This is a genomic window from Chryseobacterium culicis, from assembly GCF_002979755.1.
GTDB lineage: Bacteria > Bacteroidota > Bacteroidia > Flavobacteriales > Weeksellaceae > Chryseobacterium > Chryseobacterium culicis_A.
In genome coordinates, this window is sequence record NZ_PCPP01000001.1 from 2,689,047 (window position 1) to 2,714,586 (window position 25,540).

Here is a 25,540-nt window from a genome sequence, read left to right on the forward strand (position 1 = left end):
TGTGTTTTAATTATTTTTTATTTCCATCAATGTACACATTTTCTGCTTTTAAGCTTCCCTGATTATACAGTACATTCTGGAAATTATTGGTTTTGAAAGTCACAAAATCCGCCTTTTTTCCTTCCTGTAGCTGTCCTCTATCCTCAAGATTAAGGGCATACGCAGCACGGAAAGTCATTCCTGCCAACACCTCAGCGGTAGTCAGTTTCTGGAAAGTGGCTAAAATAGATGCCTGGGTAATTAAATTTCCCATAGGGGCTGATCCCGGATTCCAGTCACTTGCAATGGCTACAATAGCCCCTGCATCCAGTAATTTTCTTGCCGGAGTAAATTTCTCCCCCAAACCTAGGCTCGCTCCCGGAAGAGCTGTGGCTACGGTATCAGATTCAGCCAGAAATTGAATATCTTCATCAATGGTTGCTTCTAAATGGTCAGCAGACTTCGCTCCCACTTCTACTGCAATTCTTGAACTTCCAGGGGTAAACTGATCGGCATGAACGGTAATTTCAAAACCTAGTGCTTTTGCTTTAAGTAAGAAATCTTTACTTTCCTCAGGCTGAAAAGCAGACTTTTCAATAAAAATATCTACTCTGTTCGCCAATCCTTCTTCTTTTACTTTTGGTAAAATTTCGGTGATGATATATTCCAGATATTCAGGGTTGCTTCCTTCAAAATCTCTTGGTTTTAAGTGGGCTGAAAGACAGGTAGGAACTAAGGTTGCCTTAGTTTCTTTCTGGGCTTTTTTAATAATTCTAAGCATTTTTAGCTCATTTTCCACATCCAGTCCGTAACCACTTTTCACTTCAATTGTCGTAATTCCCAGCTCAACCAAAAAGTTGATTCTTTCTACTAAAGTTTTCAGTAACTCTTCTTCTGAGGCATTTCTCGTGTGCTGTACAGAACTCCAGATTCCACCACCACTCTCGGCGATTTCCAGATAAGTTTTCCCTGCATTACGCATTGCAAAATCATTCGCACGGTTTCCTCCGAAACAGATATGGGTATGTGAATCTACAAAGGCAGGAAGAACAATCTGTTCTCCTTCGATGTTTTCGATTTCTATGGTAGGATTTTCTGTTTTTAATGTTTCGAAATTTCCAACTTTCCGGATGGTATTCTGATCTACTACAATTCCTCCGTCTACAATAATTTCCAGCTGCTCATCGGAAAGTTTTCCTCTTAAGGGTAAGTTAGCAAGGGTCACCACCTGCTTAAATGGTCCTATTAATTTCATTAGTCTAAAGTTAATGCGATGTTTAGATTCAGGCTGATTAGTTCTTCAATCAGCACTTGTCTGCTAAACAGTCAAAATTTTATTAATTTTTATTAATAATTTCTCCTCTCAAAAATACTTAAAATATCCCAATTATTTAAATCTTAGGTGTTCTCATTTTCAACCCTGGCTAAAACCTCTGTATCAATCTTAACGTTTTCTCAATCTGCCCTTCAACCTTAGTCGAAATTTGCTATCTTTGAAGTAAATGAAATGAATTAATGCCAGATTTTTTACATCCAGATAAGGAAAACTACTCACGAGAGGAGCTGATGCAGGAAGAACAGATCCGTCCCCAGAGCTTTAAAGATTTTGCGGGACAGAGAAAAACGCTGGAGAACCTTGAAGTTTTTGTTACCGCTGCGAAAAGACGTGGCGGAGCACTCGATCATGTTTTATTACACGGTCCGCCAGGGCTTGGTAAAACTACGTTGGCCAATATTATCGCTAATGAGCTTGGAGTAAACTGTAAGATTACTTCAGGTCCTGTATTGGACAAACCTGGTAGCTTGGCTGGTTTATTGACCAATCTGGAAGAAAATGATGTTCTTTTCATTGATGAAATTCACCGTCTTTCTCCTGTTGTAGAGGAATATCTGTATTCTGCAATGGAAGATTACAAGATTGATATCATGCTGGAAACAGGTCCCAACGCCAGAAGTGTACAGATCGGACTGAATCCGTTTACCCTGGTGGGAGCCACTACAAGAAGTGGTATGCTTACCAAACCAATGCTTGCCCGATTCGGGATTCAAAGCAGGCTGGAGTATTACTCTGTTGAGCTCTTATCGATGATTATTCAGAGAAGTGCAAGGGTTTTGGGAGTTGTCATTTATGAAGATGCTGCCATAGAAATTGCAAGAAGAAGCCGGGGAACACCAAGGATTGCCAATGCATTATTGAGAAGGGTACGTGATTTTGCCGAGATCAAAGGAAATGGCGAAATTGAAATCAAGATCACAAAATATGCACTGGATTCTTTGAATGTTGATGAATTTGGTCTGGATGAAATGGACAATAAGATCATGCGTGTCATGATTGAAAACTTTAAGGGAAAACCGGTAGGTATTTCTGCACTTGCCACATCCATTGCTGAAAATCCGGAAACACTGGAAGAAGTGTATGAGCCGTTTTTGATTCAGGAAGGATTTATTATCAGAACCCCGAGAGGAAGAGAAGTTACAGATAAGGCTTACAAGCATTTGAATATTACAAGACCTAAAAACCCGGGTGAACTATTCTAATTCAAAGTTTTGAGTTTAAAGTTCAGGGATTTTAGTGTAAGGTTAACAAGAATTTTTAGTTTATGTTTATTCCCAAATTATATAAAAGCGAAGATTACCATTTGATGAGAGAGATCATCAAAGAAAATTCTTTTGCTTTACTGATCTCCTCTGTTGATAAGATAAGAGCTACTCATTCTATGATGATGCTTAATGAGGATGATCCGGAAAATGCTTATATTGAAACTCATATTTCGAGAGCTAACCCACAGGCAAAAACCTTAAAAAACGGGGATGAAGTTCTTTGTGATTTTCTAGGTGCCCACACGTACATATCCAGCAGCTGGTATGATCATATTAATGTTTCCACCTGGAATTATGAGGCGGTACAGATTCGCGGAAAAGTTGAAGTAATGGATCATGATGAGCTGTATGCCCATTTGGATAAATTGACATCCAAATATGAAAGCTTCCAGCAATGTCCAATGATGGTGAAAGATATGGGAAATGCCTTTGTCGAAAAGGAAATGAAAGGAGCTTTTGGGATTAAAGTTATTCCAACCGAAATATTTATCAAACAAAAGCTTTCTCAGAACAGAAAAGAGACGGATTTCAACAATATTGTCAGCCAACTTGAGCAAGCTGATGATAACGCAAGAAAGATTGCGGAGAAAATGAAACAAATAAAAAAATAATCAAAATATACATATGAAGTTATATCCAATACAATGTGGAAAATTTAAACTGGACGGCGGTGCTATGTTCGGAGTCGTCCCGAAGAGTCTGTGGGAAAAAACTAACCCAGCAGACGAAAAAAACCTGATCGAATTGGGAACCCGCTCCCTGCTTATTGAAGACGGGAAAAAACTGATCCTGGTAGACTGTGGTCTTGGTAACAAACAGGATGATAAATTTTTCGGACACTACTCTCTTTGGGGAGACGATACTCTAGATAAAAATCTTAAAAAATACGGCTTTGTAAAGGAGGATATTACGGATGTATTCCTTACCCATCTTCACTTCGACCACTGTGGTGGTGCTATTGAGTGGAATGATGACAGAACCGGATACAGACCAGCCTTCAAAAATGCCAATTTCTGGACTAATGAAAATCACTGGCAGTGGGCAACAGAACCTAATGCAAGAGAAAAAGCAAGCTTCCTGAAGGAAAATATTATGCCGATGCAGGAAAGCGGGCAGCTTAACTTTTTACCTCTTCCTACTACCGGAAATTACAGTTTTGCTCCGGATCTGAAAATGGATGTCATCTTTGTAGACGGACATACCGAAAAGCAGATGCTGCCGGTCATTCAATACCAGGAAAAAACAGTTGTTTTTGCCGCAGACCTTATTCCTACAGCAGGACATATCAACCCTGTGTATGTGATGGGATATGATACCAGACCTCTTTTAACAATGGAAGAAAAAGGCAAATTCCTTAAGCAATGTGTAGACAACGAATATTTACTGTTCTTTGAGCATGATGCGCATAACGAGCTTGCAAGTCTTAAAATGACTGACAAAGGAGTAAGGCTTGATGAAACGTTTAGCTTTAATGATGTTTTTGGATATTAATTTTGAATCATGGAAGAATTACATTCAGAAACACAACAGACAGAACCGGAACCAGCACCCAAGATCATTGGTTTAACCGGAGGAATAGGCTCAGGAAAAACCACAGTAGCACGCTTTATAGAGGAATTCGGTTTTCCGGTCTATTATTCCGATGACAGAGCTAAAGCCATCGTTAATGAAAGCGAAGATCTGAAAATAAAAATCAAAGAACTTCTTGGTGAAGAATCTTATGATGAAAATGGATTGTATGACAGAAAATTTGTTGCTGATAAAGTTTTTAATAACAGAGATCTGCTTCAGCAATTAAACGAAATCATACACCCTGCCGTAAGGATTGATTTTGAAGACTGGGTAAAGAAGCAAAGCAAATATTTAGTTTTCAAAGAAACAGCACTATTGTTTGAACTAAAGCTCAACAGACAATGTTACAAATCTCTTTTGGTAACCGCTGAGGATAACATCAGAATCAAAAGGGTCATGGATAGAGATCATAAAACCTACCGCGAGGTAGAAACTGTCATGGAAAAACAAATGCCTGAAAGGGATAAAATTAAAATGGCAGATTGTATCATCTACAACAATACCAATCTGGAAGAATTAAAAGAACAGACTGAGAAAGTGATCTTCAGTATTGAATAAATAAGAACTCGTTAGAAGCTTTTCTAACGAGTTTTTTTCTGCTAAAAAATATTTCTTAGGGAAGGTTCAACCAAGATTCTTTTACAAAAAATAAGCCTCCATTTCTGGAGGCTTATTGTATCTGAAATTTAAATGATTTATTCTTTGATAAATTTCTTTTGGGCAGTATTACCGTTATCATCGATATCAATCACATAAACACCGTTAATCAATCTGCTTACGTTGATCTGGTTGTTTAATAAGATACCGTCAGCGATTACCTGTCCTGCAGCATTGTAGATCTTATATTTAGCTCTCTTGCTAACATTTTTCACAAACAATACTGAGCTTACCGGGTTAGGATAAATCATAACACTTGTCTGATCAATCGGATTAGCAACGATCGGTTTAGAGATTCTCACCGTGTAATCCTCTACTTCTCCGTTTTTGAAGTCAGTACAGTTTACAGGGATACCATCTCTTGACATGGCTACTCTCATCACTACATATTTATAGTCTGTCATACTTACAAAAGCATCTGCTGGTACATTGAATTTACCAGATACAGGGCTGTTTGAATTCGGTGAAGAAGTGAATACTCTTTCGTTGATATCAAACTCTCCGTTTCTGTTGAAGTCAATCCATACTGCGATTCCTTCGTTGTAAGTAGTTCCTGTCCATTTCTTCTCGATGATGATCTCATTGTCGGTTGATCCCTGAATCATCTCGATGAATGTCTTAGGCACTCCTGTATAATCTGTATAGGTAGAAGCTCCGGATTCATTCTCCATTGTTTTCTTACCGGTAGGCTTCACAGTAACTTTAGAAATATGCTCTCCTGTAGAACTTTCTGCTTTCATCTTACAGTAAATTACTGTAGGCGTTGTAAAGTAGTATGGAGGAGTATAGTTTCCTGGTGTACCGTTACAGATATTAACTACCTGCATCTCATATTTCGTTAATTCTGTAAGTCCTGTTAATACAAGATTATTAACTAATGAAGGTACTTCTGTCCAGCTTGGAATACCCACTTTTCTATATCTAAGAACGTATGTCGCTCCTGGGAAAGGATCCCACTGAATCGCTGCCGATGTAGGAAGCAATTGAGTAATTGTTAATCCTGGAGGAGGAATTTCACATATTCTTTCTGTCGTAAATACTTTAGGGTTAGAATATGGATTCAATGTTGTTTCTCCGTTACACTGGTTCGCAATCTGAACTTCATATGTAGTATATGGATCTAAAGGAGTTGCACTTCCTAATACATAAGTATTTGCAGGAGCTGCTGGTAAACTCACAATATTCCAAGGAGCAGTCCCTACTTTTCTCCATCTCATAGTATACGTAGAGCTTGCTGCTAGCGGAGCCCATGTAATCAATGCTGTTGTTGGAGTAATGTTACTTACTGTTACATTTGGAGGAGTAGGATCACATCTCGTAGTGAATGTTTTGATAGGAGTTGCAGTTCCCACAATATCTCCACAAATTGCTGCTACCTCTACTTCATAAGTAGTAGCTGGTGTCAATCCACTGATTACTAACGGAAGGTTACCCAATTGTGTTGAAGCATATACTTGTGTCCAGGCTGTTGTTCCCTGAACTCTGTATCTTACTACATAGCTCACTCCTGCTCCTGTAATGGTAACAGTAGCTGTTGTATGCGTTGTAGTAAATGTTGGTGCGTTAGGAGTTGCATTGCTACAAGGTCTGATTCTAACTCTGTAATCTTCAACTTCTCCATCTACTGCATTCTGGCACATTGTAGGAGCACTTGTACGCTTCAATACAACTCTCATTGTAGTTGTCAATGGTCCTGTATAAGCAGTTGAAGGAACCGCAAAAGTAGCTGTAACCGGAGTTGTTGTGTTAGCCGGAGAAATTAAGATTCTCTCAGCATCTGTAAACTGTCCGTTTCTGTCAAAGTCAATCCAAGCTGTTACAGCGTCATTACCTGTTGCGCCTGTCCACCCTTTTGCTACAGAGATTTTATTATTTTGAGAATTTACATCTAAAGTAATAAGAGTCTCCGGAGTAGTATAGCTGATATAATTTGTCTGTACTGAAGTATTATTCATTGGTGGAACTCCAAGATTCGAAGAGGTAACTGTTACATTCGAAATATGGTCATTCGTTCCTGTACCTGTCATTTGACAGTAAGACAATGGTGGTGTTGTAAATGTTACTGATCCTGAATAAGCTCCTGTAGAACCGTTACAAGTTGTTGAAACCTGAACTTCATAATTCGTCTGCTCATTAAGACCTGTAATTCCATAGTAGTTCTGACCTGCAGGAACAGTTGCTGTTTGCCAAACACCTCCAGGAGTTGTTCTCCATCTAATGTTATAAGTAGCTCCAGCAGTAGCCACCCATGATACTGTTGCCGTAGTTGCTCCAATATTGTTTACTGTAATATTTGTCGGAGGAGCCGTTGTACAGTTTTGAGGATCTACAAATTTTACTGCATAATCTTCTACTTCTCCCTGGCTGAATGTACCACAAGGATTAGCATTATCAAAATATCTCATCACTACACGCATACGAGTAGGAAGAGTTCCTGTATATACATTACCACTTGCAACGGTTGGCACTGCAAAAGTAGCCGTTACCGGAGTAGTTGTATTATAGGTAGTATTAAGAATTCTCTCACTGGTTTCAAATGTTCCGTTTCTGTTAAAGTCTACCCAAGCTGAAACTCCGTATGAAGAAGGAGAACCTGGCCAGTATTTGTTGACAGAAATTTTATTATTTGCTGAACCTCTTTCAAAGATAACTACTCTTGTAGCATCTGTTGTATAATCTTTATAATTGTCAGATCCGGAATTACTCAACATGATAGGAGTATTCGTAGGAGTAACAGTTACATTATTAATATATCCACTTGTCGCAGTATTACTTGTAGGACCTGCTGTACAATAAGTAAGAGCTGGCGTTGTAAAAGTAACACTTGATGAGAATGCTCCAGTTGTTCCTCCACAAACAGTAGCTACCTGTACTTCATATGTAGTCTGCTCCAATAATCCTGAAAGTATTTGATTACTGATTAATGGTGTATTGACTGCAATCTGCTGCCATGCTCCGGAAGGAGAAACTCTGTATCTTACAATATAAGTAGCTCCTGTAGCTGATGTCCAAGTAACATTAGCAGAAGAAGGAGTTACGTTATTTACCATAATATTAGAAGGCGGCGCTGTAGAACAAGGTGATAAGTCTATAAACTTAACAGCATAGTCTTCAGTTTCACCATAAGAGTATGTTCCACAAGCATTAATAGGGCTGTATTCGTTTAATACAACACGCATTCTTGTAGTCAGGTTTCCAGTGTAAACACCACCAGCAACAGTTGGTACTGTAAATGTAGCTGTAACCGGAGTTGTTGTATTACTTGGTGAAGTAAGTACTCTTTCGTTTGTTTCAAAAACACCATTACGGTTAAAATCAATCCAAACTCCTGTTAAGAAGCTATATTGATAACCTGGCCAGGTCTTTGAAACAGAAACAGTAGCACTACCTCCTCTTACCAAAGTAACTACTCTTGTAGGATCTGTACTGTAATCTGTATAACCACTCTGATCAGAGTTGCTGGTCATTGACGGAGCACCTTGTGCATTAACAGAAACCTGGTTGATATATCCATCAATAAAAGTACTCGTAGCACCGGACGCACAATAAGTAAGTGCCGGAGTTGTAAAGTTTACGCTGGAAGAGAATGCTCCCTGAGAACCACCGCAGATCGTAGCTACCTGAACTTCATACTGAGTCTGTTCTGTTAATCCCGTAATGAGCTGATTTCCCACCAAAGGAGTTGTAACATTGATTGTTGTCCAGGCTCCTCCTGATACAGGTCTGTACCTTACCACATAAGTAGCTCCTGCAGAAAGATACCAACCTACATTAGCTGAAGTTGTTGTCAGGTTTGAAACCGTGATATTTGTAGGTGGAGCTGTTGAACAAGCCGGTAGCGGGTGGCTTTCCAATTGTATTCTAGGAATATCTGCAAGTCTGTCTTTTGCAGAAGGGGGTGCAGCAGGATCCGGGTTTGTAGTATCTTCATAATAGATGATACCTCGGTTTGCCCCTGCATTATAAGATCCCCAAGCCGTACCTGGCGAAGATGAATAGCCTGGAGTTTTTTCATTTACAGCAACCACAAGGTTGTCTGTCCCGTTCCATAAAAACGGTGTAGCCAATTGAAGAGTTACCCAGTTTCCGTTTGTTAAGGTAGGTAAAGTTCCGGCAAACACCTGAGTTAATGAACCTAACGGAACCCAGTTTGTATTGGACGTAAAGGCATTCTGGGTTGTATTACCCATATATACCACCCAATCCTTATACACATCCTGAGAAGTTGAAACGGTAGTGGAATAAAACTTTATGGCCGTGATATAGTTCGACGTACCTATGGCAGTCGTAAGCTCCGCAGCAGTATAAATCTGCTGGGAATAACTATACCCATAATAGGAACGTATGGGAAGATACACAGAGGTACCCGTTCCTGTCCCAATCTGCCCTGCCTGAGCCGAGACTTTGGATACAAAGCCTGTACAAATCAAACAGAGAAACAGAATTAAAGAGGTAAAGAGTTTCTTCATAATGTTTTCATTATAATATTAATCACACAAATCTAATCATTTTTTATTATTAATTTATAAGTGCATTTGGGTTTTTTCTGAAAAAAAACAATATTTTTTCCACTTATGCTCTAAATAAAGAAATCCCCGGGAGTTCCCGGGGATTTACTAATATTTAAAGGTTATCTTTATTTCTTGATAAATTTAGATTTGAATTGTTCAATTCCTTTATCATCTATTGTAATTACGTATCCACCTTTAACTAAAGTTGAAACATTTACCTTTCCACTATTGATATTTCCTCTATCTACTAATTGTCCGGCAGCACTATAAATTTTATAAGTTGCTTTATCTGAAACTTTAGTAACGTTTAGAACATCCGTTGCAGGATTTGGATAAATCTGAATACCATTATTTTTAACAGCATTTTCAGAAGTAGCAAGGTTACCTGTAATAACTACGTTATAGTCTTCAACTTCTCCGTAATCGAAAAGGTCTCCACATACATAATCTGAAGGTAATGATAAACCAACATTTACGTTTCCAGTACCAGCTCCCACATAGAATGCTACAACTCTCATTCTTAATGGCTGTCCTTCTACAGCATTACTTGGAATTGCAACGTTTGCATTGATCACTGTTGATGGCTGCGTTAATGTTACAGGATAATTCAATACTCTTTCTGAATCACTGAAAACACCATCCTTGTTAAAGTCAATAAATGCTGCTACTGCATCATAATCTGCAATATCAGGGTTACCCACAGTAACAGACATAGGATAAGTATTTCCTTTTGTTAAGTTAATCTGAAGAGCTGAATTCGTCGTATAGTTTGTATATGTACTGTTTGCAGAAGTATTATTAACATTAGCAAGAGTTACATTGGCAATATACTCATAGTTTGCACTTCCTGTAGAAGCTGTACAATAAGTAAGTGCAGGTGTACTGAAGTTTACAGAAGCTGAATATGTTCCTACTGTAGTACCACAAACTAAAGCTACCTGAACTTCATAAGTTGTACCATCAATTAAGTTACTTAAGTTGATTGAAGGAACTGTTGTATCCGCCTCAGTCCATACAGTTGAACCTACTTTTCTGTAACGTACTTTATAAGTAGCTCCAGTATAAGACATCCATGATACACTTCCTGAAGACACCGTGATATTGCTCACCACTACGTTAGTTGGTGCCGCACTGCTACATGCAGATAGAGGAGCGATACTAACAGGACCTACAGCATAGAAAACATTTCCTATTGAAGAAATTCTTACTTTAATAGTCTGACCGTTCAATGAAGAAGGGAAAGTAAAGTTTTCAGATCCGTCGTTAGGAGTTGAAGCTGATAATACAGTCCAAGTTGTTCCGTTATCTGTAGTATAGTCAATCTTTACGTTAGCAACATTATAAGGAGCTGCGTTAGTATTTGCAACAATCCACTGAACCGGAGTTGGAGTATTCACATCAGCATATTGGTTAGCTAATCTGAAAGGACCATTATCTCCTACAACAATTGTCTGAACTTTAAAAGCTGACTGCTGTTGAGCTACGTTAGAATTGTTATCTCTTACAGTTAATGCAAAATTTGTAGTTCTTGCTGTAGTAGATACAGCTTCCCAAGTATTGTTTGCATTATTTAGTACTCCACTCATTACAGAAGCAAATTTCGGGAAGTATCTTGTTGGGCTTGCGTTTGGAGCAGCAGATCTGAAAGAAGCTCCAGACATTGTATTTCCTAAGTTATACTTATCAATAGAAACTGAAGCATCATCTACTTCTTCCCAAGAATAAGTCATTGGATCATTTTCAGGATCTGTAGCACTACCTGTTAAAGCAAAAGCAGTTCCTTTTGGTATTGTATATGTTGGTAGATCAGCAATTACCGGAGGGTTATTGGTAATTGTAGTTTCTACGTCACAAGTTTTTGCAATTAAGTTAGCTTGTACCTGACCGATACTTGCTTTATGGAAATAAGGATCAGAATTAGCCTGAACATCTGTATCAGGACCTGTAATACCTGCGTATCCCATGATGGTAGTTCCTGAACCTGGTTCCATATTTACACCACTTCCTTCAAGGTTGTGAGAGAAAGTATGGTTAGCTCCTAACTGGTGACCCATCTCATGGGCAACGTAGTCGATATCAAAGCTATCTCCTGATGGAATTCCGTTCGCTGGAGAAGTAAATCCTGAACCTTTTCCTTTAGGAGCTGCCGTGGTAGGATTAATACATACACACCCGATACATCCGGCGTTTCCTCCACCTCCTGATTTACCGAATAAGTGTCCGATATCATAGTTTTCATTTCCTACATTGGCTGTCAAAGCACCCTGTAGTTGTGTATTCCATGCACCTCCAGCACCTGTTGATGCAGCAGCATATGGATCGGTAGCCGGATCAATATAAATTACATTAGGAAAATTCTGCAAATTCAAATGCAATGCAAAATCTTTCTCAAAAACTCCATTTACTCTGGTTAAAGTATTGTTGATGGCAACAAGTGCAGGAGCTCTTTTTTGGTCATCTGTAGCTGTAGCAGGTACACCAGCAAGTCCCATAAAGTATTGGGTATACTCACCAGTAACAGACATTGCCAATCTCATTGTTCTGTATTTCTTATCAGAACTTTTGTTAAAAGTTGTTGCCTGATTAGAGAATGACTGCCCATTTTTTAATAAAGCATCTATTTCCTTCTTAGCAGCAGGAGATTCTTCTGTAGAACATAAGAAACCATTCTTTTCCTTTTTTGTTTTAGGATGAACAGCATACACTGTTTTATCTGCAGAGGCAGGGTCAATAAATTCATACTTATCTCCATGAATGATCATCGACTGAAAATCATTAGGAGCAATACTGAATCTTAAAAATTTGGTAGGGTCATCGACACTTGCTCCAACATAAGATCCTAATTCATACTTGTCCGCCAGTTCTTTTACAACTACTGGAAAACTATATACATTAAACCTTTCAATCTTCCCGCTCATCGTAGGAAGAGAAATTACTACAGGAGTGGAATTAGATCCCATTTCCTGTGCATTCTTCAGCTGAGATCTCAGTAAGTTCAGGTCTAACTTATAGTACCCGTTACCTCTTACATTGGATTGATCTACTCTAAATCCTGTACTTCTTTTGTTATCGTCTCCTTTTTTAAGAGAAGTGGGTGTCCATTGGCCGAACACTGCGCCTCCTATAAAAGTAAACATTAAAGCAGTAAATACTCTTTTCATAAATTAAAACACAATTATAATTTCCGCCAAATATAGCTATTTTATAACTCATGCAAATAAAATAAGTTAATATTTTTTAATATTATACACCTAATAAGCATATTCATTAAAAAAAATACAAACTTTAGAATAATCTAAAGTTTGTATTTTATATATTTTAAAGGTAAAAGACTACTATTTCTAGAACTTATAAGCAATATTCCATGCAAATCCCATATTGAATTTTGATGAACTTCTTCCAAAACCGGGAACAATCATCGGAGAGATATCATCCTGCTTAGAAGTATATACCATATATCTTGGCTGAAGATTCACATCGATATAGAAGTTGGAACTGAATAACTGTACCCTGCCTCCTATTGTTCCTTCCAGCCAAAAAGAAGTTTGTGAGGATGAAGGAAACGCTTCAGAGGAATTACTTCCTCCAAATCCGCGAACGGGGACAGCCATATATTCCTGATTATAGAATGATCCGGCAGCTTTTCCACCGGCATAAAATCCGTTGAATTCATTTTCGGAATCTTTTGCCAGCATATAAAATGCGCCTAACTTAACGAAAGGGCCGCTTGCCTTAGCATCATACCCATTCTTCTGATATATGTTTTTTTCAAAACCGGCTTCTGCAATAGCATGAATATTTCCTCTGATTTTTGAGGAAATAAATCCCTGGTACAATTTTCTGTCCGAAAAAAATCCGGCTCCTGTATTCAATACATCAAGGCCAACCATAAAATTGGGTTCATATTTTTCGTGAACCTTCTTCTCTGCTTCCTTTTTTTTATCCTGTGCCCAGCTTATTATTCCAAATAAACTAAAAAGAAAGGTAAAGATTAGTCTTGTCTTCATTCTCTATCTGATTTTGTCCAGCTTCCAGTTTCAGAACTGGATTAGGAGTTAATAATTCTGAACTTAAATTCTCATAAGTTTTTTTGATCCCACATCCGGGAGAAACATAAGTTGACTTCGTACTATAATTAATCCTTACTTTAGACTCTACCCCTTTATTGGTAAGTTTAAAATAAACATCTGTATACGGCGAGTTGTCTACCCGTAGAGGAATCAACCTTGAATCAATCTTTGCAAGTCCTCCCAGATCTACTTTTCCTGCCCCGTAATCTACAGCCACATAGAGTGAATCCAGAGTTCTCTCCTTTCCAGAATCCAGGGATCTGAAAGCTACCTTCATTCTTGGAGTTCCTTCTCCGCTTTCGCAAATATCATCATCTCCTCCACAGGAAACAAGCATTCCTAAAAAACAGATTGCTATGAGAAATTTAAAATACTTCATATTAAGATTTGAAATTCAAATTTAAATAAATTTATTTTTTAATCAACAACGCAATGTTCTCAACATGGTGCGTCTGCGGGAACATATCTACCGGCAAGATCTTCACTAAAGTATAGTGATCTTTCATCAAAGCAAGGTCTCTTGCCTGAGTAGCGGAATTACAGCTTACATAAACTACTTTTTCCGGTGAAAGTTTTAAGATCTGCTCTACGACCTTCTGGTGCATTCCGTCTCTTGGTGGATCTGTGATCAATACATCTGCTTTAGGGTGGTTTGCCATGAATTCATCATTGAAAATATCTTTCATATCTCCACAATAGAACGTTGTATTTGTTAAACCGTTCAATGCAGCATGTTCTATGGCCGCATCTATAGCTTCCTGTACAGATTCTATTCCAATAACCTGTTTTGCATTTCTTGCTACATATTGTGCAATTGTTCCTGTTCCTGTATAAAGGTCATATACCACTTCATCTCCTTTCAGATCAGCAAATTCAAGTGTTTTTCTGTATAATTCCAATGCCTGTTTGTAGTTGGTCTGGAAGAATGATTTCGGTCCTATCTTAAACTTCAGTCCGTCCATTTCTTCCATAAGGTAACCTTCTCCGAAATACACATTGATATTTAAATCATAAATAGAATCATTCTGCTTAGGATTAATGGCATATACCAATGTTTTAATCTGAGGGAATTTTTCCAATAAGAATTCAAAAAGCTTCTCTCTGTTTTCTTTTTCTTCTCTGTAAAGCTGGAAAAGAACCATCCATTCTCCTTTAGAGTTCTGTCTCATCATCAAGGTTCTTAAAAACCCTTCCTGATTTCTTACATCAAAGAAGTCCAGACCGTTATTTACTCCATATTCTTTTACAGCCAGTCTTATTGCATTGGAAGGATCTTCCTGAAGAAAACACTCTTTCAGATCAAGAATCTTACTCCACATTCCCGGGATATGGAATCCTAGGGCATCTCTGCTTCCGAAATTCTCTTCGGAACTGATTTCATACTGAGTAAGCCATCTTGCATTGGAGAAGGAAAACTCCATTTTGTTTCTATAAAAATACTGTTCTTCAGATCCTAGAATTGACACGGTTTCAAAGTCATCAATTCCTCCGATTCTTTTGATATTATTATATACTTCTTCCTGTTTAAAATCGAGCTGTTTTTCATAGCTCATATTCTGCCATTTGCATCCTCCGCAGGTTCCGAAATGAACGCATTTAGGATCAACCCTGTAGGGAGATTTTTCAAGTACTTCAATAGCTTCGCCTTCATAATATTTTGACTTCGCTTTCTTCACTTTTACATTCACAATATCCCCTGGAATTGCTCCTGAAACCATCACGGCTTTTCCTTCTTCTGTTCTTCCGATTGCCACGCCTTTTGCTCCGGCAGTCAATAGCTTTATATTTTCAAGAATTAAATCTCTTTTTTTCTTCCTACTCATTCTAAAATTTTCTATTTTCCTAATTGAAACTTTTACGTTCCAGTTTGCAAAAATACAATAAAAAAAACCTTATCCGAAGATAAGGTTTCTATACTGTGTTAAAGTTTATTATTTTGTTGGAGCCGGCTGTGGATTTGCGGGCTGTGGAGCTTGCTGCATTGCAGAAGGATCAAGCTGTAATTGCGGCTGCGTTTGCATATTCGGCTCTACTTTTGGAGCTGAAAGACCTGTTTGTTTATCAAGAATCGTTACTAATTCCTGCTCACCCAGGTTTACAAAAGATCTGCTGGCAATTTTACCATCTTTATCAATGATTACAAAGCAAGGTAACTTGAATCCGTATACACCATATTTCTTAGCGATATCTGAGTTCAAACCTCCTTCTCCATAAACATTTACTCCCTGAATCCCTTTTAATAAGGAGTTACTTGTTTTAATGAACTGGTCTTTTGTATCATCAACGTTTACAAATACAAAATTCATTTTAGACTTGTAGAAGTTTACCACTTCTTTTAGCACAGGTACTGTAGCTTCGCTGATGTAAGGATTCCATGAAGCATAGAAGAATAACATATAAGGTTTTCCTTTGTTTTCAGAAAGTTTATAAGCTTTTCCGTCTTGTTTTGCTAAAGCCGCTTCAGGAGCTGCATCTCCGATTTTAAGACCTGTAATCGCTACCTGCATTTTTAAAAGATCACTTTTAATGGTAGCATCTTTAATATCTGAATCGATAATCTTTTTAATCTTGTCGATATTGGCAACCGGAGTCGTTGGATGAATATCAGCCTGAGCCATTACAAAAGCAAGAAGATAATCTTTTGCAGTCTGAGATAAGTCTTTCTTTGTTTTTAAATATTGAGCAAACATCTCAGAAGTTGTAATTCCTGTTTTTCCTTTGCTGTTTGCTTCCGCATACTTCTGGAAATCAGGAGTCATTTTTACAAGAAGATATTGTCTGTAAAGAGGAATCGTTTTCACCATTGCATCTTTATCTGTCTCTAACTGAGTTTCATAATCTTTAAAAGCCTTAGAAGCTTTGTAAGAAGGGTTTCCAGACATTGGACCGTGCCCCATTTCATAATTGGCAAGCAAGTTAAGAATAGTTACTTTTACGTCGTTTTTCTTCCACTCTAATAATCCTTTGCTTGGGTTATTTTTCTTGGCAAGATCATCTACATTTTTATTAATATCTGCTTCAATTTTATGCATTCCTTTTAAAAATGCAGCTTCATCTCCACCCATTAATACCGGTAAATTAACTTTGCTGCCATAGTCTGCTAAAAACTTCATACTTGCCGTAAGGAAATCATTATTCTTTTTAGCATCTCCGGTAATCACATATTCATTTGGGAAAGTAGTTCCGTTTCCAGAAATATTCACAGTTTGTCCTCCTTCAAGATAGATCAGGCTTTGTCTGCCTGCATAGTTAATTACGTACATCCCATCTTTAGGAGCATCAAAATTTCCTGAAAAGTTTCCGTCTTTATCTAGACCTATATTAATTAAAGGCAGGGTTCCTACTCCTGAAGCTTCTACAAATTCAATTCTTTCTAATGGTGAGCTTCCTGTAATTTTCCCTTTTACTTCTACTTTTTTTGAACAAGACATCACAAAGAATGTGATGATAAACAATAAAAGATATTTTTTCATTTCAATTTTTAATATTACACAAAAATACGCTTTTTAGGGCTTGCTAATTCACACTAATTATTTTTTTTAAAAATTTTATTATTACCGTTCAAAAGGGAGATTCTAATTATTGAACCCTATCTTTTTACAGGTAAAAAGTATTGGAAAGTTTTTTAAAAAAACCATTCTATTACCCTTCAAATATATACTTAATAAATAAAGAATAACGAAGATCTATCAATAAGTTAACAAACTTTAACAGGGTCATCCCTTTCATAAAAAAATCGCCTCCAAAAATGAAGGCGATTTTTTATGTATTTGAATCAATTCTATCCTTGATCTACAAGAGCAGCCATGTATTCTCTGTTCATTCTTGCGATGTTTTCAAGAGAAATACCTTTAGGACATTCTACTTCACATGCTCCGGTGTTTGAACAGTTTCCGAATCCTTCTTCATCCATAGCTTTCACCATGTTCAGAACTCTTCTCTTAGCTTCTACTCTACCTTGAGGAAGTAATGCATACTGAGAAACTTTAGCTCCTACGAATAGCATTGCAGATCCGTTTTTACAAGTCGCTACACAAGCTCCACATCCGATACAAGCAGCTGCATCCATTGCTTTGTCTGCATCTTCTTTAGGAACCGGAATTGCGTTAGCATCTAAGGTATTACCTGAAGTATTCACAGAGATGAAACCTCCGGCTGCCATTACTCTGTCGAATGCGCTTCTGTCTACCATCAAGTCTTTGATAACAGGGAAAGCAGCACTTCTCCAAGGTTCAATAACGATCGTTTCTCCATCTTTGAACATTCTCATGTGAAGCTGGCAGGTTGTGATACCTGTATCCGGCCCGTGAGCTCTACCATTGATGTAAAGAGAACACATACCGCAGATCCCTTCACGACAGTCGTGGTCGAAAGCGATAGGCTCTTTTCCCTCGTTAATAATATTTTCATTCAGAATATCCAACATCTCCAGGAATGAAGAATCTGTAGATACATCTGATATTTTATAGGTCTCAAACTGACCTTTAGTTTTACTATTTTTTTGTCTCCAAATTTTCAGCGTAAGATGAAGGCCTTTTTTTGCACTCATAATGTTATATTTATAGGTTGGAGATTATTTGTAACTTCTCGCTTTAACTTCGATATTGTCATAGATAAGATCTTCTTTATGCAGAACTTCTTGTTTGATATCATCACCTTGATATTCCCAAGCTCCTACATATTTAAAGTTCACGTCATCTCTTTCTGCTTCTCCTTCCGGAGTAGCATGATCTTCTCTGAAATGCCCACCACAAGATTCATTTCTGTGTAATGCATCAATAGCCATCAATTGTCCAAGTTCAATAAAGTCTGCCACTCTGAATGCTTTTTCAAGTTCAGTGTTCATTCCTTCAGCATCTCCAGGAACTTTTACGTTTTTCCAGAAATCGTTTTTCACTTCTTCAATTTCTTTGATTGCCTCTCTTAAACCTTCAGGAGTTCTTCCCATCCCAACTTTGTTCCACATAATGTTTCCTAATTGCTTATGGAAGTGGTCTACAGAATGAGTTCCTTTATTATTTAAGAAGAAATCAATTTTTTCTTTAATTCCTTTTTCAGCTTCGTCAAACGCTCCTGAATTGGTAGGAATAGTTCCTGTTCTGATATCTGCAGAAAGATAATCTGCAATCGTGTAAGGAAGTACGAAATATCCGTCAGCAAGACCCTGCATCAATGCAGAAGCACCAAGTCTGTTAGCTCCGTGGTCAGAGAAGTTAGCTTCACCGATTACGAAACATCCAGGAATGGTAGACTGAAGGTTATAATCAACCCAAACACCTCCCATTGTGTAGTGAACTGCAGGATAAATCTTCATTGGAGTTTTGTAAGGATCATCAGCCGTAATCTTTTCGTACATAACGAACAAGTTACCATATTTCTCCTCAATCCAAGCTTTTCCTAAATCATAAATCTGCTGATCTGTAGGATTATGAATATGTTTTTCGATAGCGGCTTCTTTACCTTTTTTGATAATTTCTGTAGAGAAATCTAAGTAAACACCTTCTTTCGTATCATTATTTTCGATTCCGAAACCAGCATCGCATCTTTCTTTACCCGCTCTAGACGCAACGTCTCTAGGTACTAAGTTTCCGAATGCAGGATATCTTCTTTCTAAATAATAATCTCTATCTTCTTCTTTAATATTTTCAGGTCTTAATTTGCCTTCTCTGATGGCTACAGAATCTTCAATTTTCTTAGGAACCCAGATTCTTCCAGAGTTTCTAAGAGATTCAGACATCAAAGTCAGTTTAGACTGTTGTGTTCCGTGAACAGGAATACAAGTCGGGTGAATCTGTACGTAGCAAGGGTTTGCAAAGTACGCTCCTTTCTTGTGAATTTTCCAGGCTGCAGAAACGTTTGATCCCATTGCGTTGGTAGAAAGGAAATATACGTTTCCGTATCCTCCCGAAGCAATTACTACAGCGTGAGCAGAGTGTCTTTCGATCTCACCTGTTACAAGGTTTCTTGCGATAATTCCTCTTGCTTTTCCATCTACAATTACAAGGTCAAGCATTTCATGACGGTTGTACATCTTGATTCTTCCTTTACCGATCTGGCGGCTCATTGAAGAGTATGCACCTAATAATAACTGCTGTCCTGTTTGTCCTTTTGCATAGAAAGTTCTTTTTACCTGAACTCCACCAAATGAACGGTTATCTAGCTGACCGCCGTAATCTCTCCCGAAAGGAACCCCTTGGGAAACACACTGGTCAATAATATTTGCAGAAACTTCAGCAAGTCTGTAAACGTTAGCCTCTCTTGCTCTATAGTCACCACCTTTAATGGTATCATAGAATAATCTGTAAGTAGAGTCACCGTCTCCCTGATAGTTTTTAGCGGCGTTGATCCCTCCCTGAGCTGCAATAGAGTGCGCTCTTCTTGGAGAATCCTGGTAGCAGAATGCTTTTACATTATATCCTTGCTCAGCCAGTGTAGCTGCTGCAGAACCTCCTGCCAAACCTGTACCTACAACAATAATATCAATCTTATCTCTGTTGTTTGGTGCAACAAGGTTCATATGGTCTTTATGATTTTTCCACTTGTCTTTAAGAGGACCCGCTGGAATTCTTGAATCTAATTTACTCATACTAGTATATTGATATTATTGAGTTATAAAATGGAAAACTGCTACGATGATGAATCCTGCTGGGATAAGGATTGAATACCATGTCCCGAAAGCTTTGATCACCGGCGTGTATTTTGGATGTCTTGCTCCAATAGACTGGAATGAAGACTGGAATCCGTGAGCTAAGTGTAATCCTAGTAGAACAAAAGAAATTACATATAGAGCCACTCTCCAAAGATCAGCAAACTTCTCATGAAGTTCAGGCCAGAAACGTTCTGCATCAGGAGTTAATCCTTCTACATACTTGTAATTAATTTCATGCAACCAGAAATCATATAAGTGAAGCGCTAAGAAAGCTAAGATAACAGCTCCGGAAATAATCATATTTCTGGACATCCATGAAGAATTCACTGATGCGTTGTTTGCTGCATACTTTACCGGACGCGCTTTATTATTCTTGATTTCAAGCACAAATCCCATTACGAAATGGAAAATTACTGCAAAACCAAGAATAGGCTGCATTAAGAACTGCACAAAAGGATTATAGCCCATGAAGTCAGATGCTGTATTGAATGCATCTTTGTTCAGAACTGATAACAAATTGGTCGTCAAATGCAGTATAAGAAAAATCAGCAAAAATAGAGCTGATAATGCCATAGCATATTTTCTACCTATCGTAGAACTCGTTAAACCTGCCATATAAGTTTAAATTTGAATTTCTACAAAATTAAGAAAGTTTAACAATATCGAAAAGTGAGAAATCTCACAATTAGGCAGTTTGTAATGTTTCTAAATAAGAATTCCACCCTTTATAAATACAGGAAAACGCCTAAATTAAGAACCATCATTTCAGATCGTAAATCTTATCTCTGAAAACTACTTTTTGAACGGAGGATGACAAGGTTTTTACCTCAAAATGATCTACTCTCCTGGAGGCACAATAGGGATTTATTATATACTGTAAAACCTCTGCCATATTTTCCATATCCGAAATCCAGAAACATACTCTATCCCCATTTTTTACTGAAAAAATTTTGTTTTTATTAAAATGATGAATCAATATCTCTTCTTTCCGATGTTCAAAAGCTGTGCTTCCCGTTCTTATTATCAAAAAAACGATGGCCGCCATTATCAGTCTCATAAGATTTTTAAAATTGAACTTTAAGATAACCGGCCTTAATACATAAACTACAGCAGACACCGAAAGTACTTCCAGGATATTCATTGGAATATTTTCAAAAAATAGAAGGTCAATCTCAGCAAAACTGTGGATTATTTTCAATAGAATCCGTATAATACAATCATAAATCCCATTGAGAAATTCAAAATCAATTCCAAAAGAAACCAGGGCAGTCATTATAAAAGAGAAAACAATAATGAGTTCAGAAAAAGGAACAACAACAAAATTGGCAATGATTGATATGAATGAAAACTGATGAAAATAATACAAGACCAAAGGAAGGGTTGCCAACTGTGCTGATAAAGATATTGTGATGGTATTAAACAGGAGTTTTTTAATATAGTTATCCTGTTTTGGAAAATGTTTCAACAGAGGCTGATTCAACCAATAAATCCCCAAAACAGCCAAAAAGCTAAGCTGAAAACCCACATCAAAAAGTTGCTGGGTATCACCAATTAAAATAAAAAATGCAGATAAAGCCAGTGAATGAAGCAAATCCGGTTTCCGCTGAAGCAATACAAAAGCAAAATAAACACTGAGCATGATACAGGATCGCAACACTGAATTTCCAAATCCAATAAAAGCAGCAAACAGCCAGATAAAAACCAAGCTTGCAATTACAGTATATTTTCTGAATCGTAAGGGAGTAAAACGGATCAGCAAAAAATAAAATATCCCGAAGATAACCACAATATGGGTTCCGGAAATAGCCAAAAAATGAACCAGCCCGGATTTATTGAAATCTTTTACAGTATCCGCATCAATCTCTGTACGGTCGGCAAGAATAATTCCTTTTAAAAATTCTTTGGTCTTTCCTGACATTTCAGTTGTATCAATTTTATGAAGAACCATAAGTCTATATTGCCGCATTTTATCCGCCATCGTTACCTCATTCCGTTCTGCAGATACAATTTCTTTTGAAATATAAATCTGGTAATCAATATGTTTCCGTTTCAGATATCTGGCATAATCAAACTGAAAATCATATTGGGCCGTTTTTGCTTGTGTTACATACGCTTCAGCTTTATAATAGTGAATAAAATCCAGCTCTTTTCTGTCTTTTGGAACATAAAAAATGGAATTGAAACGTGTATTTCCCACCTGTGCTGCACCTTCGTATTTTCTATATTTTCCAGAAGAATTTAATTTCTGAGCGATCTTAAAAGTAACCGTTTCTTTTTTCCCTACCAGAACCTTATTATCCGGAGAATAAGCATTATAAAAATGAAGGATACTCCCAGCACCAAAGAACAAAAGCACAAGCCAGATAACTTTGGTTTTGTGCAGAAAGTAAGAATGAAAACAGATTAAAACAAGCAGAACTAAGCAGATTGCAGCAATCCCATAAACGAAAGATTCCGTCAACACTATTTTATCCTGAAAAAGAATCCCAAGAATAAAACATAGGGCCAGAATAAGAAGAGGCTGCTTGTGCAATTTCAATTAATTATCAGGGTAAAGTAGATAATTAATCCATGGGATATGATCTCTAAACTGACTAAAAAAAGCCCCGTTATGCATCAAAAACATCAACGGGGCACTTAATTTTTTATGGTAAAATTCAGAATTGAAAGTATACTATTTCTTTTTCAGAAATTTATCCGTCAAACGCTTAGTTTCTTTGATATAAAACAACGGATCTTTCCCATAATCTTCATATTTAAAATCTCCCGATTTTTTAGGAATAGCAGGTTCTATCTGGGTTCCTTCATGCCATTCATTGAATGAGGTGATCCCGATGAAATCAGGGTTTACTTTTATGGCAGCATCAAACATCTTTTCATAATACTTTCCATTGTTTCGGCTTTTGAAATTCGCTTCGTTCCATGGGCGGATTCTTGTATCTGAATATCCAGGGCCTACACAAGGAATAAAAATCAGATGATGATCTTTAGCATATTGGGCCATAAAATTCCAATTAGCGGTTGTGCTTCCATATACAAAACCTTCGCTGGCAAAATAGGTATAGAAACCGTCAAAACCTGACGATTCAAAAAATTTCGCATCATCTTTTTCAACCCAAAGTCCGATATAAAGAGCATCTAATTCTGTATTTCGGATTGTTTTTTCGCCATTTTCAGACAGCATTTTTGCCCATTCTTCTTTAGGTATTTTATAACTATCATATACATACAACAGAGGTTTTCCCTCTTTTTTATAGAAAGCATGGTGATTGGAATATGTTTTTATAAGGTAAGAAAGCTGCTCCTTTAATTCTGATGTATTTTTATAAAACGGTTCAATGTGAAATGCAATTTTCAAATCAAAACGATCTGCAATATCCAAATAATTGATAAGGCTTTTATCCGTGTATGAATCTTTTCCCAGCCAGCTTACCACCACGACTCCTACTCCGGACTCTTTGATCATTTTCATATGTTTTTCAATGATCTTCGTGTCGTTGGAACTATAATTTCCAAGTGCCGGATAAAAATTAGCCCCGATATCATCTCCTCCCTGGTGATGCCCCATATTGTTCCATTTCGGATTGCTCCAGTGAGGAAGAATTTCATGATTCCAGTGTTGATAACTTCCGTCTGTTGATGGATTTCCATACCAGCCGTAATAAAATATCTGAGCTTTATCTCTTATGTTGTTCTGCTGGGCAAAACTATGGGAGAAAAATAAGGTGAATGTCAGTAATAACAGGAAACGGGTACAATAATTCATAGGTAAAAGGTAGATTAATTTTTCAAAAGATTTGGGATGAGGCTATACGTTTAATATTACCTCAGCGGCATGGTCGCTGGCTCCTTTTCCGCCAAGTTTTTCTCTCAGAAGATTATAGTCATTCAGAACCTGTTCTCTTTTTTCTCCTGTTAAAATCTTGTTGAGTTCTTCTACCAGGTTTTTAGTATTCAGATCATTTTGAATCAATTCTTTTACCACTTCTCTATCCATAATCAGATTAACCAGAGAAATATAATTGATGTTTTTCACTAATCTTTTAGCAATAGCGTAGGAAATTTTACTTCCGCGATAACAGACTACTTCAGGGATATTCAATAATGCAGTTTCCAGAGTAGCCGTTCCTGACGTAACAAGAGCTGCTTTTGAGCATCTCAGCAGGTCATAAGTTTTATTGGAAACAAAATGAACATTATCATCCACATATTTCTCGTAAAATTCTTTTGGAAGACTGGGTGCTCCAGCAATTACAAACTGGTAATTTTTAAAGTGCGGTCTTACAGAAAGCATTATTTCAAGCATTTTTTCTACCTCCTGTTCTCTGGAACCCGGTAATAATGCAATGATTTCTTTTTCGTTCAGTCCATGCTCAGATTTGAATTTTTCAATACTGATTTCCTGTAAATCTGAAATAGCATCCAGCAAAGGATGGCCTACAAAATGGGAATGAACTCCATGTTTTCTGTAAAAATCTTCTTCGAAAGGAAGAATCACCATCATTTCATCCACATATTTTTTGATAATTTCTACGCGGCCTTCTTTCCAAGCCCAAAGCTGTGGTGAAATATAATACACCACCTTAATTCCAAGTTCTTTGGCAAATCTGGCAATTCTCAGATTGAAACCCGGATAATCTACCAAAATCAAAACGTCAGGTCTGTTCTTTTGAATATCCTCTTTACAGAATTTAATATTATTCAGAATGGTACGAAGGTTCATCACCACTTCCAGGAATCCCATAAAGGCAAGGTCACGGTAATGTTTCACCAATATTCCGCCCTGAGCTTTCATGAGGTCGCCACCCCAAAATCTGAATTCTGCATTGGAATCCTTTTGTTTTAAGGCTTTCATCAGATTACTTCCATGTAAGTCACCAGAAGCTTCTCCTGCAATAATATAATACTTCATTTCTATAGTAAGGATAGAGAACAAATTAAGATTGATATGATCTTAATTCGTAAATTTGTTCAAAGATAATGATAAAAAATGTCAGAAGAATTTGAAATCCGGAATAAAGTTGCAGAAAGCGGCCTTATCAATTTTGACCTTACCACTTTACTTCCAAAAGGGGAAAGAAAAGGTATTGACCTTAAAGATTTCCTTTTTCAGGAAATGATCCTTAAAGAAAAAGATTTCCGTGAAAAGGTTGATGCCATCGATACGGAACAATATAGAGACGCCTATATATACATTTACAATTCTGTAGATACTATTATTCCGCTTTGGGCGTATTTTGTTTTAACAGCCAAGCTTACAGAAGTAGCAAAGAAAATCGTTTTTGGAAACCGCGAAGATCTGGAAGTTATTTTAATGCACAATGCCATCCAGACTCATGATTTTGAGGAAATGAGAGGAAAAAGAGTACTTGTAAAAGGTTGTTCCGATAAAGAAATCCCTGAAAACGCCTATATTGAATTGGTAGAACAATTAAAACCCATTGTAAAATCTCTGATGTTCGGAGAAGCTTGTTCGAATGTTCCTATCATAAAGAACTAAT

The 25,540-nt window shown here is 37.3% G+C and carries 18 protein-coding genes; 5 read left to right on the top strand and 13 right to left on the bottom strand.

Annotated features, from left to right (window positions below; all coding sequences use genetic code 11):
• Positions 1-10 precede the first annotated feature (10 nt).
• The gene (gene hutI / locus CQ022_RS12235; RefSeq protein WP_105681641.1) at positions 11-1,234 is read right to left on the bottom strand and encodes an imidazolonepropionase; all 1,224 of its coding nucleotides are present in this window, start codon (positions 1,232-1,234) and stop codon (positions 11-13) included.
• 260 nt (positions 1,235-1,494) lie between these two features.
• Here hutI and ruvB point away from each other — a divergent pair, with 260 nt between their 5' ends.
• From ruvB to coaE, 4 genes are all read left to right on the top strand, one after another.
• Positions 1,495-2,517: a Holliday junction branch migration DNA helicase RuvB gene (gene ruvB / locus CQ022_RS12240; protein WP_105681642.1), complete on the top strand. Its 1,023-nt coding sequence runs from the start codon at positions 1,495-1,497 to the stop codon at positions 2,515-2,517.
• Between the two features lie 62 nt (positions 2,518-2,579).
• The gene (locus tag CQ022_RS12245; RefSeq protein WP_105681643.1) at positions 2,580-3,191 is read left to right on the top strand and encodes an FMN-binding negative transcriptional regulator; all 612 of its coding nucleotides are present in this window, start codon (positions 2,580-2,582) and stop codon (positions 3,189-3,191) included.
• Positions 3,192-3,204: 13 nt separating this feature from the next.
• Positions 3,205-4,071 carry an MBL fold metallo-hydrolase gene (locus CQ022_RS12250; protein ID WP_105681644.1) on the top strand — a complete coding sequence of 289 codons (867 nt, stop codon included), beginning with the start codon at positions 3,205-3,207 and terminating at the stop codon, positions 4,069-4,071.
• Between the two features lie 9 nt (positions 4,072-4,080).
• Positions 4,081-4,710, top strand: coding sequence for a dephospho-CoA kinase (coaE, locus tag CQ022_RS12255; RefSeq protein WP_105681645.1), 630 nt, complete (start codon positions 4,081-4,083; stop codon positions 4,708-4,710).
• A gap of 137 nt (positions 4,711-4,847) precedes the next feature.
• Here the strand turns inward: coaE and CQ022_RS12260 are convergent, their stop codons facing one another.
• The 12 genes from CQ022_RS12260 to lpxB form a co-directional block, all read right to left on the bottom strand.
• Entirely contained in the window at positions 4,848-9,278 is a 4,431-nt protein-coding gene (locus tag CQ022_RS12260; protein ID WP_105681646.1) for a GEVED domain-containing protein, read from the bottom strand.
• Between the two features lie 167 nt (positions 9,279-9,445).
• A complete protein-coding gene (locus CQ022_RS12265; protein ID WP_105681647.1) occupies positions 9,446-12,481 on the bottom strand; it encodes a reprolysin-like metallopeptidase in 3,036 nt (1,011 codons plus the stop codon).
• A 180-nt stretch (positions 12,482-12,661) separates the two neighbouring features.
• Entirely contained in the window at positions 12,662-13,327 is a 666-nt protein-coding gene (locus tag CQ022_RS12270) for a DUF6048 family protein (RefSeq protein ID WP_105681648.1), read from the bottom strand.
• Positions 13,293-13,769, bottom strand: a complete 477-nt coding sequence (locus tag CQ022_RS12275; protein WP_105681649.1) for a DUF6452 family protein — start codon at positions 13,767-13,769, stop codon at positions 13,293-13,295. The genes CQ022_RS12270 and CQ022_RS12275 overlap by 35 nt, the downstream gene beginning before the upstream one ends.
• 31 nt (positions 13,770-13,800) lie before the next feature.
• On the bottom strand, positions 13,801-15,213 hold the full coding sequence (gene rlmD, locus CQ022_RS12280; RefSeq protein WP_105681650.1) for a 23S rRNA (uracil(1939)-C(5))-methyltransferase RlmD: 1,413 nt from the start codon (positions 15,211-15,213) through the stop codon (positions 13,801-13,803).
• A 108-nt stretch (positions 15,214-15,321) separates the two neighbouring features.
• Positions 15,322-16,863, bottom strand: coding sequence for a TlpA family protein disulfide reductase (locus tag CQ022_RS12285; protein ID WP_105681651.1), 1,542 nt, complete (start codon positions 16,861-16,863; stop codon positions 15,322-15,324).
• 308 nt (positions 16,864-17,171) lie between these two features.
• Positions 17,172-17,939 carry a succinate dehydrogenase/fumarate reductase iron-sulfur subunit gene (locus CQ022_RS12290; protein WP_105681652.1) on the bottom strand — a complete coding sequence of 256 codons (768 nt, stop codon included), beginning with the start codon at positions 17,937-17,939 and terminating at the stop codon, positions 17,172-17,174.
• A gap of 24 nt (positions 17,940-17,963) precedes the next feature.
• The gene (locus tag CQ022_RS12295; protein WP_105681653.1) at positions 17,964-19,976 is read right to left on the bottom strand and encodes a fumarate reductase/succinate dehydrogenase flavoprotein subunit; all 2,013 of its coding nucleotides are present in this window, start codon (positions 19,974-19,976) and stop codon (positions 17,964-17,966) included.
• 15 nt (positions 19,977-19,991) lie between these two features.
• Entirely contained in the window at positions 19,992-20,654 is a 663-nt protein-coding gene (locus CQ022_RS12300) for a succinate dehydrogenase cytochrome b subunit (RefSeq protein ID WP_105681654.1), read from the bottom strand.
• A gap of 145 nt (positions 20,655-20,799) precedes the next feature.
• Positions 20,800-22,572, bottom strand: coding sequence for a ComEC/Rec2 family competence protein (locus CQ022_RS12305; protein ID WP_228421550.1), 1,773 nt, complete (start codon positions 22,570-22,572; stop codon positions 20,800-20,802).
• A 141-nt stretch (positions 22,573-22,713) separates the two neighbouring features.
• Entirely contained in the window at positions 22,714-23,805 is a 1,092-nt protein-coding gene (locus tag CQ022_RS12310) for a glycoside hydrolase family 99 protein (protein ID WP_105681656.1), read from the bottom strand.
• A 42-nt stretch (positions 23,806-23,847) separates the two neighbouring features.
• Positions 23,848-24,951 carry a lipid-A-disaccharide synthase gene (lpxB, locus tag CQ022_RS12315; RefSeq protein ID WP_105681657.1) on the bottom strand — a complete coding sequence of 368 codons (1,104 nt, stop codon included), beginning with the start codon at positions 24,949-24,951 and terminating at the stop codon, positions 23,848-23,850.
• A gap of 78 nt (positions 24,952-25,029) precedes the next feature.
• Between lpxB and CQ022_RS12320 the strand changes: the two genes are divergently transcribed.
• Positions 25,030-25,539 (top strand): DUF2480 family protein, encoded by a 510-nt coding sequence (locus CQ022_RS12320; protein WP_105681658.1) that lies wholly within the window; start codon positions 25,030-25,032, stop codon positions 25,537-25,539.
• Position 25,540 lies beyond the last annotated feature (1 nt).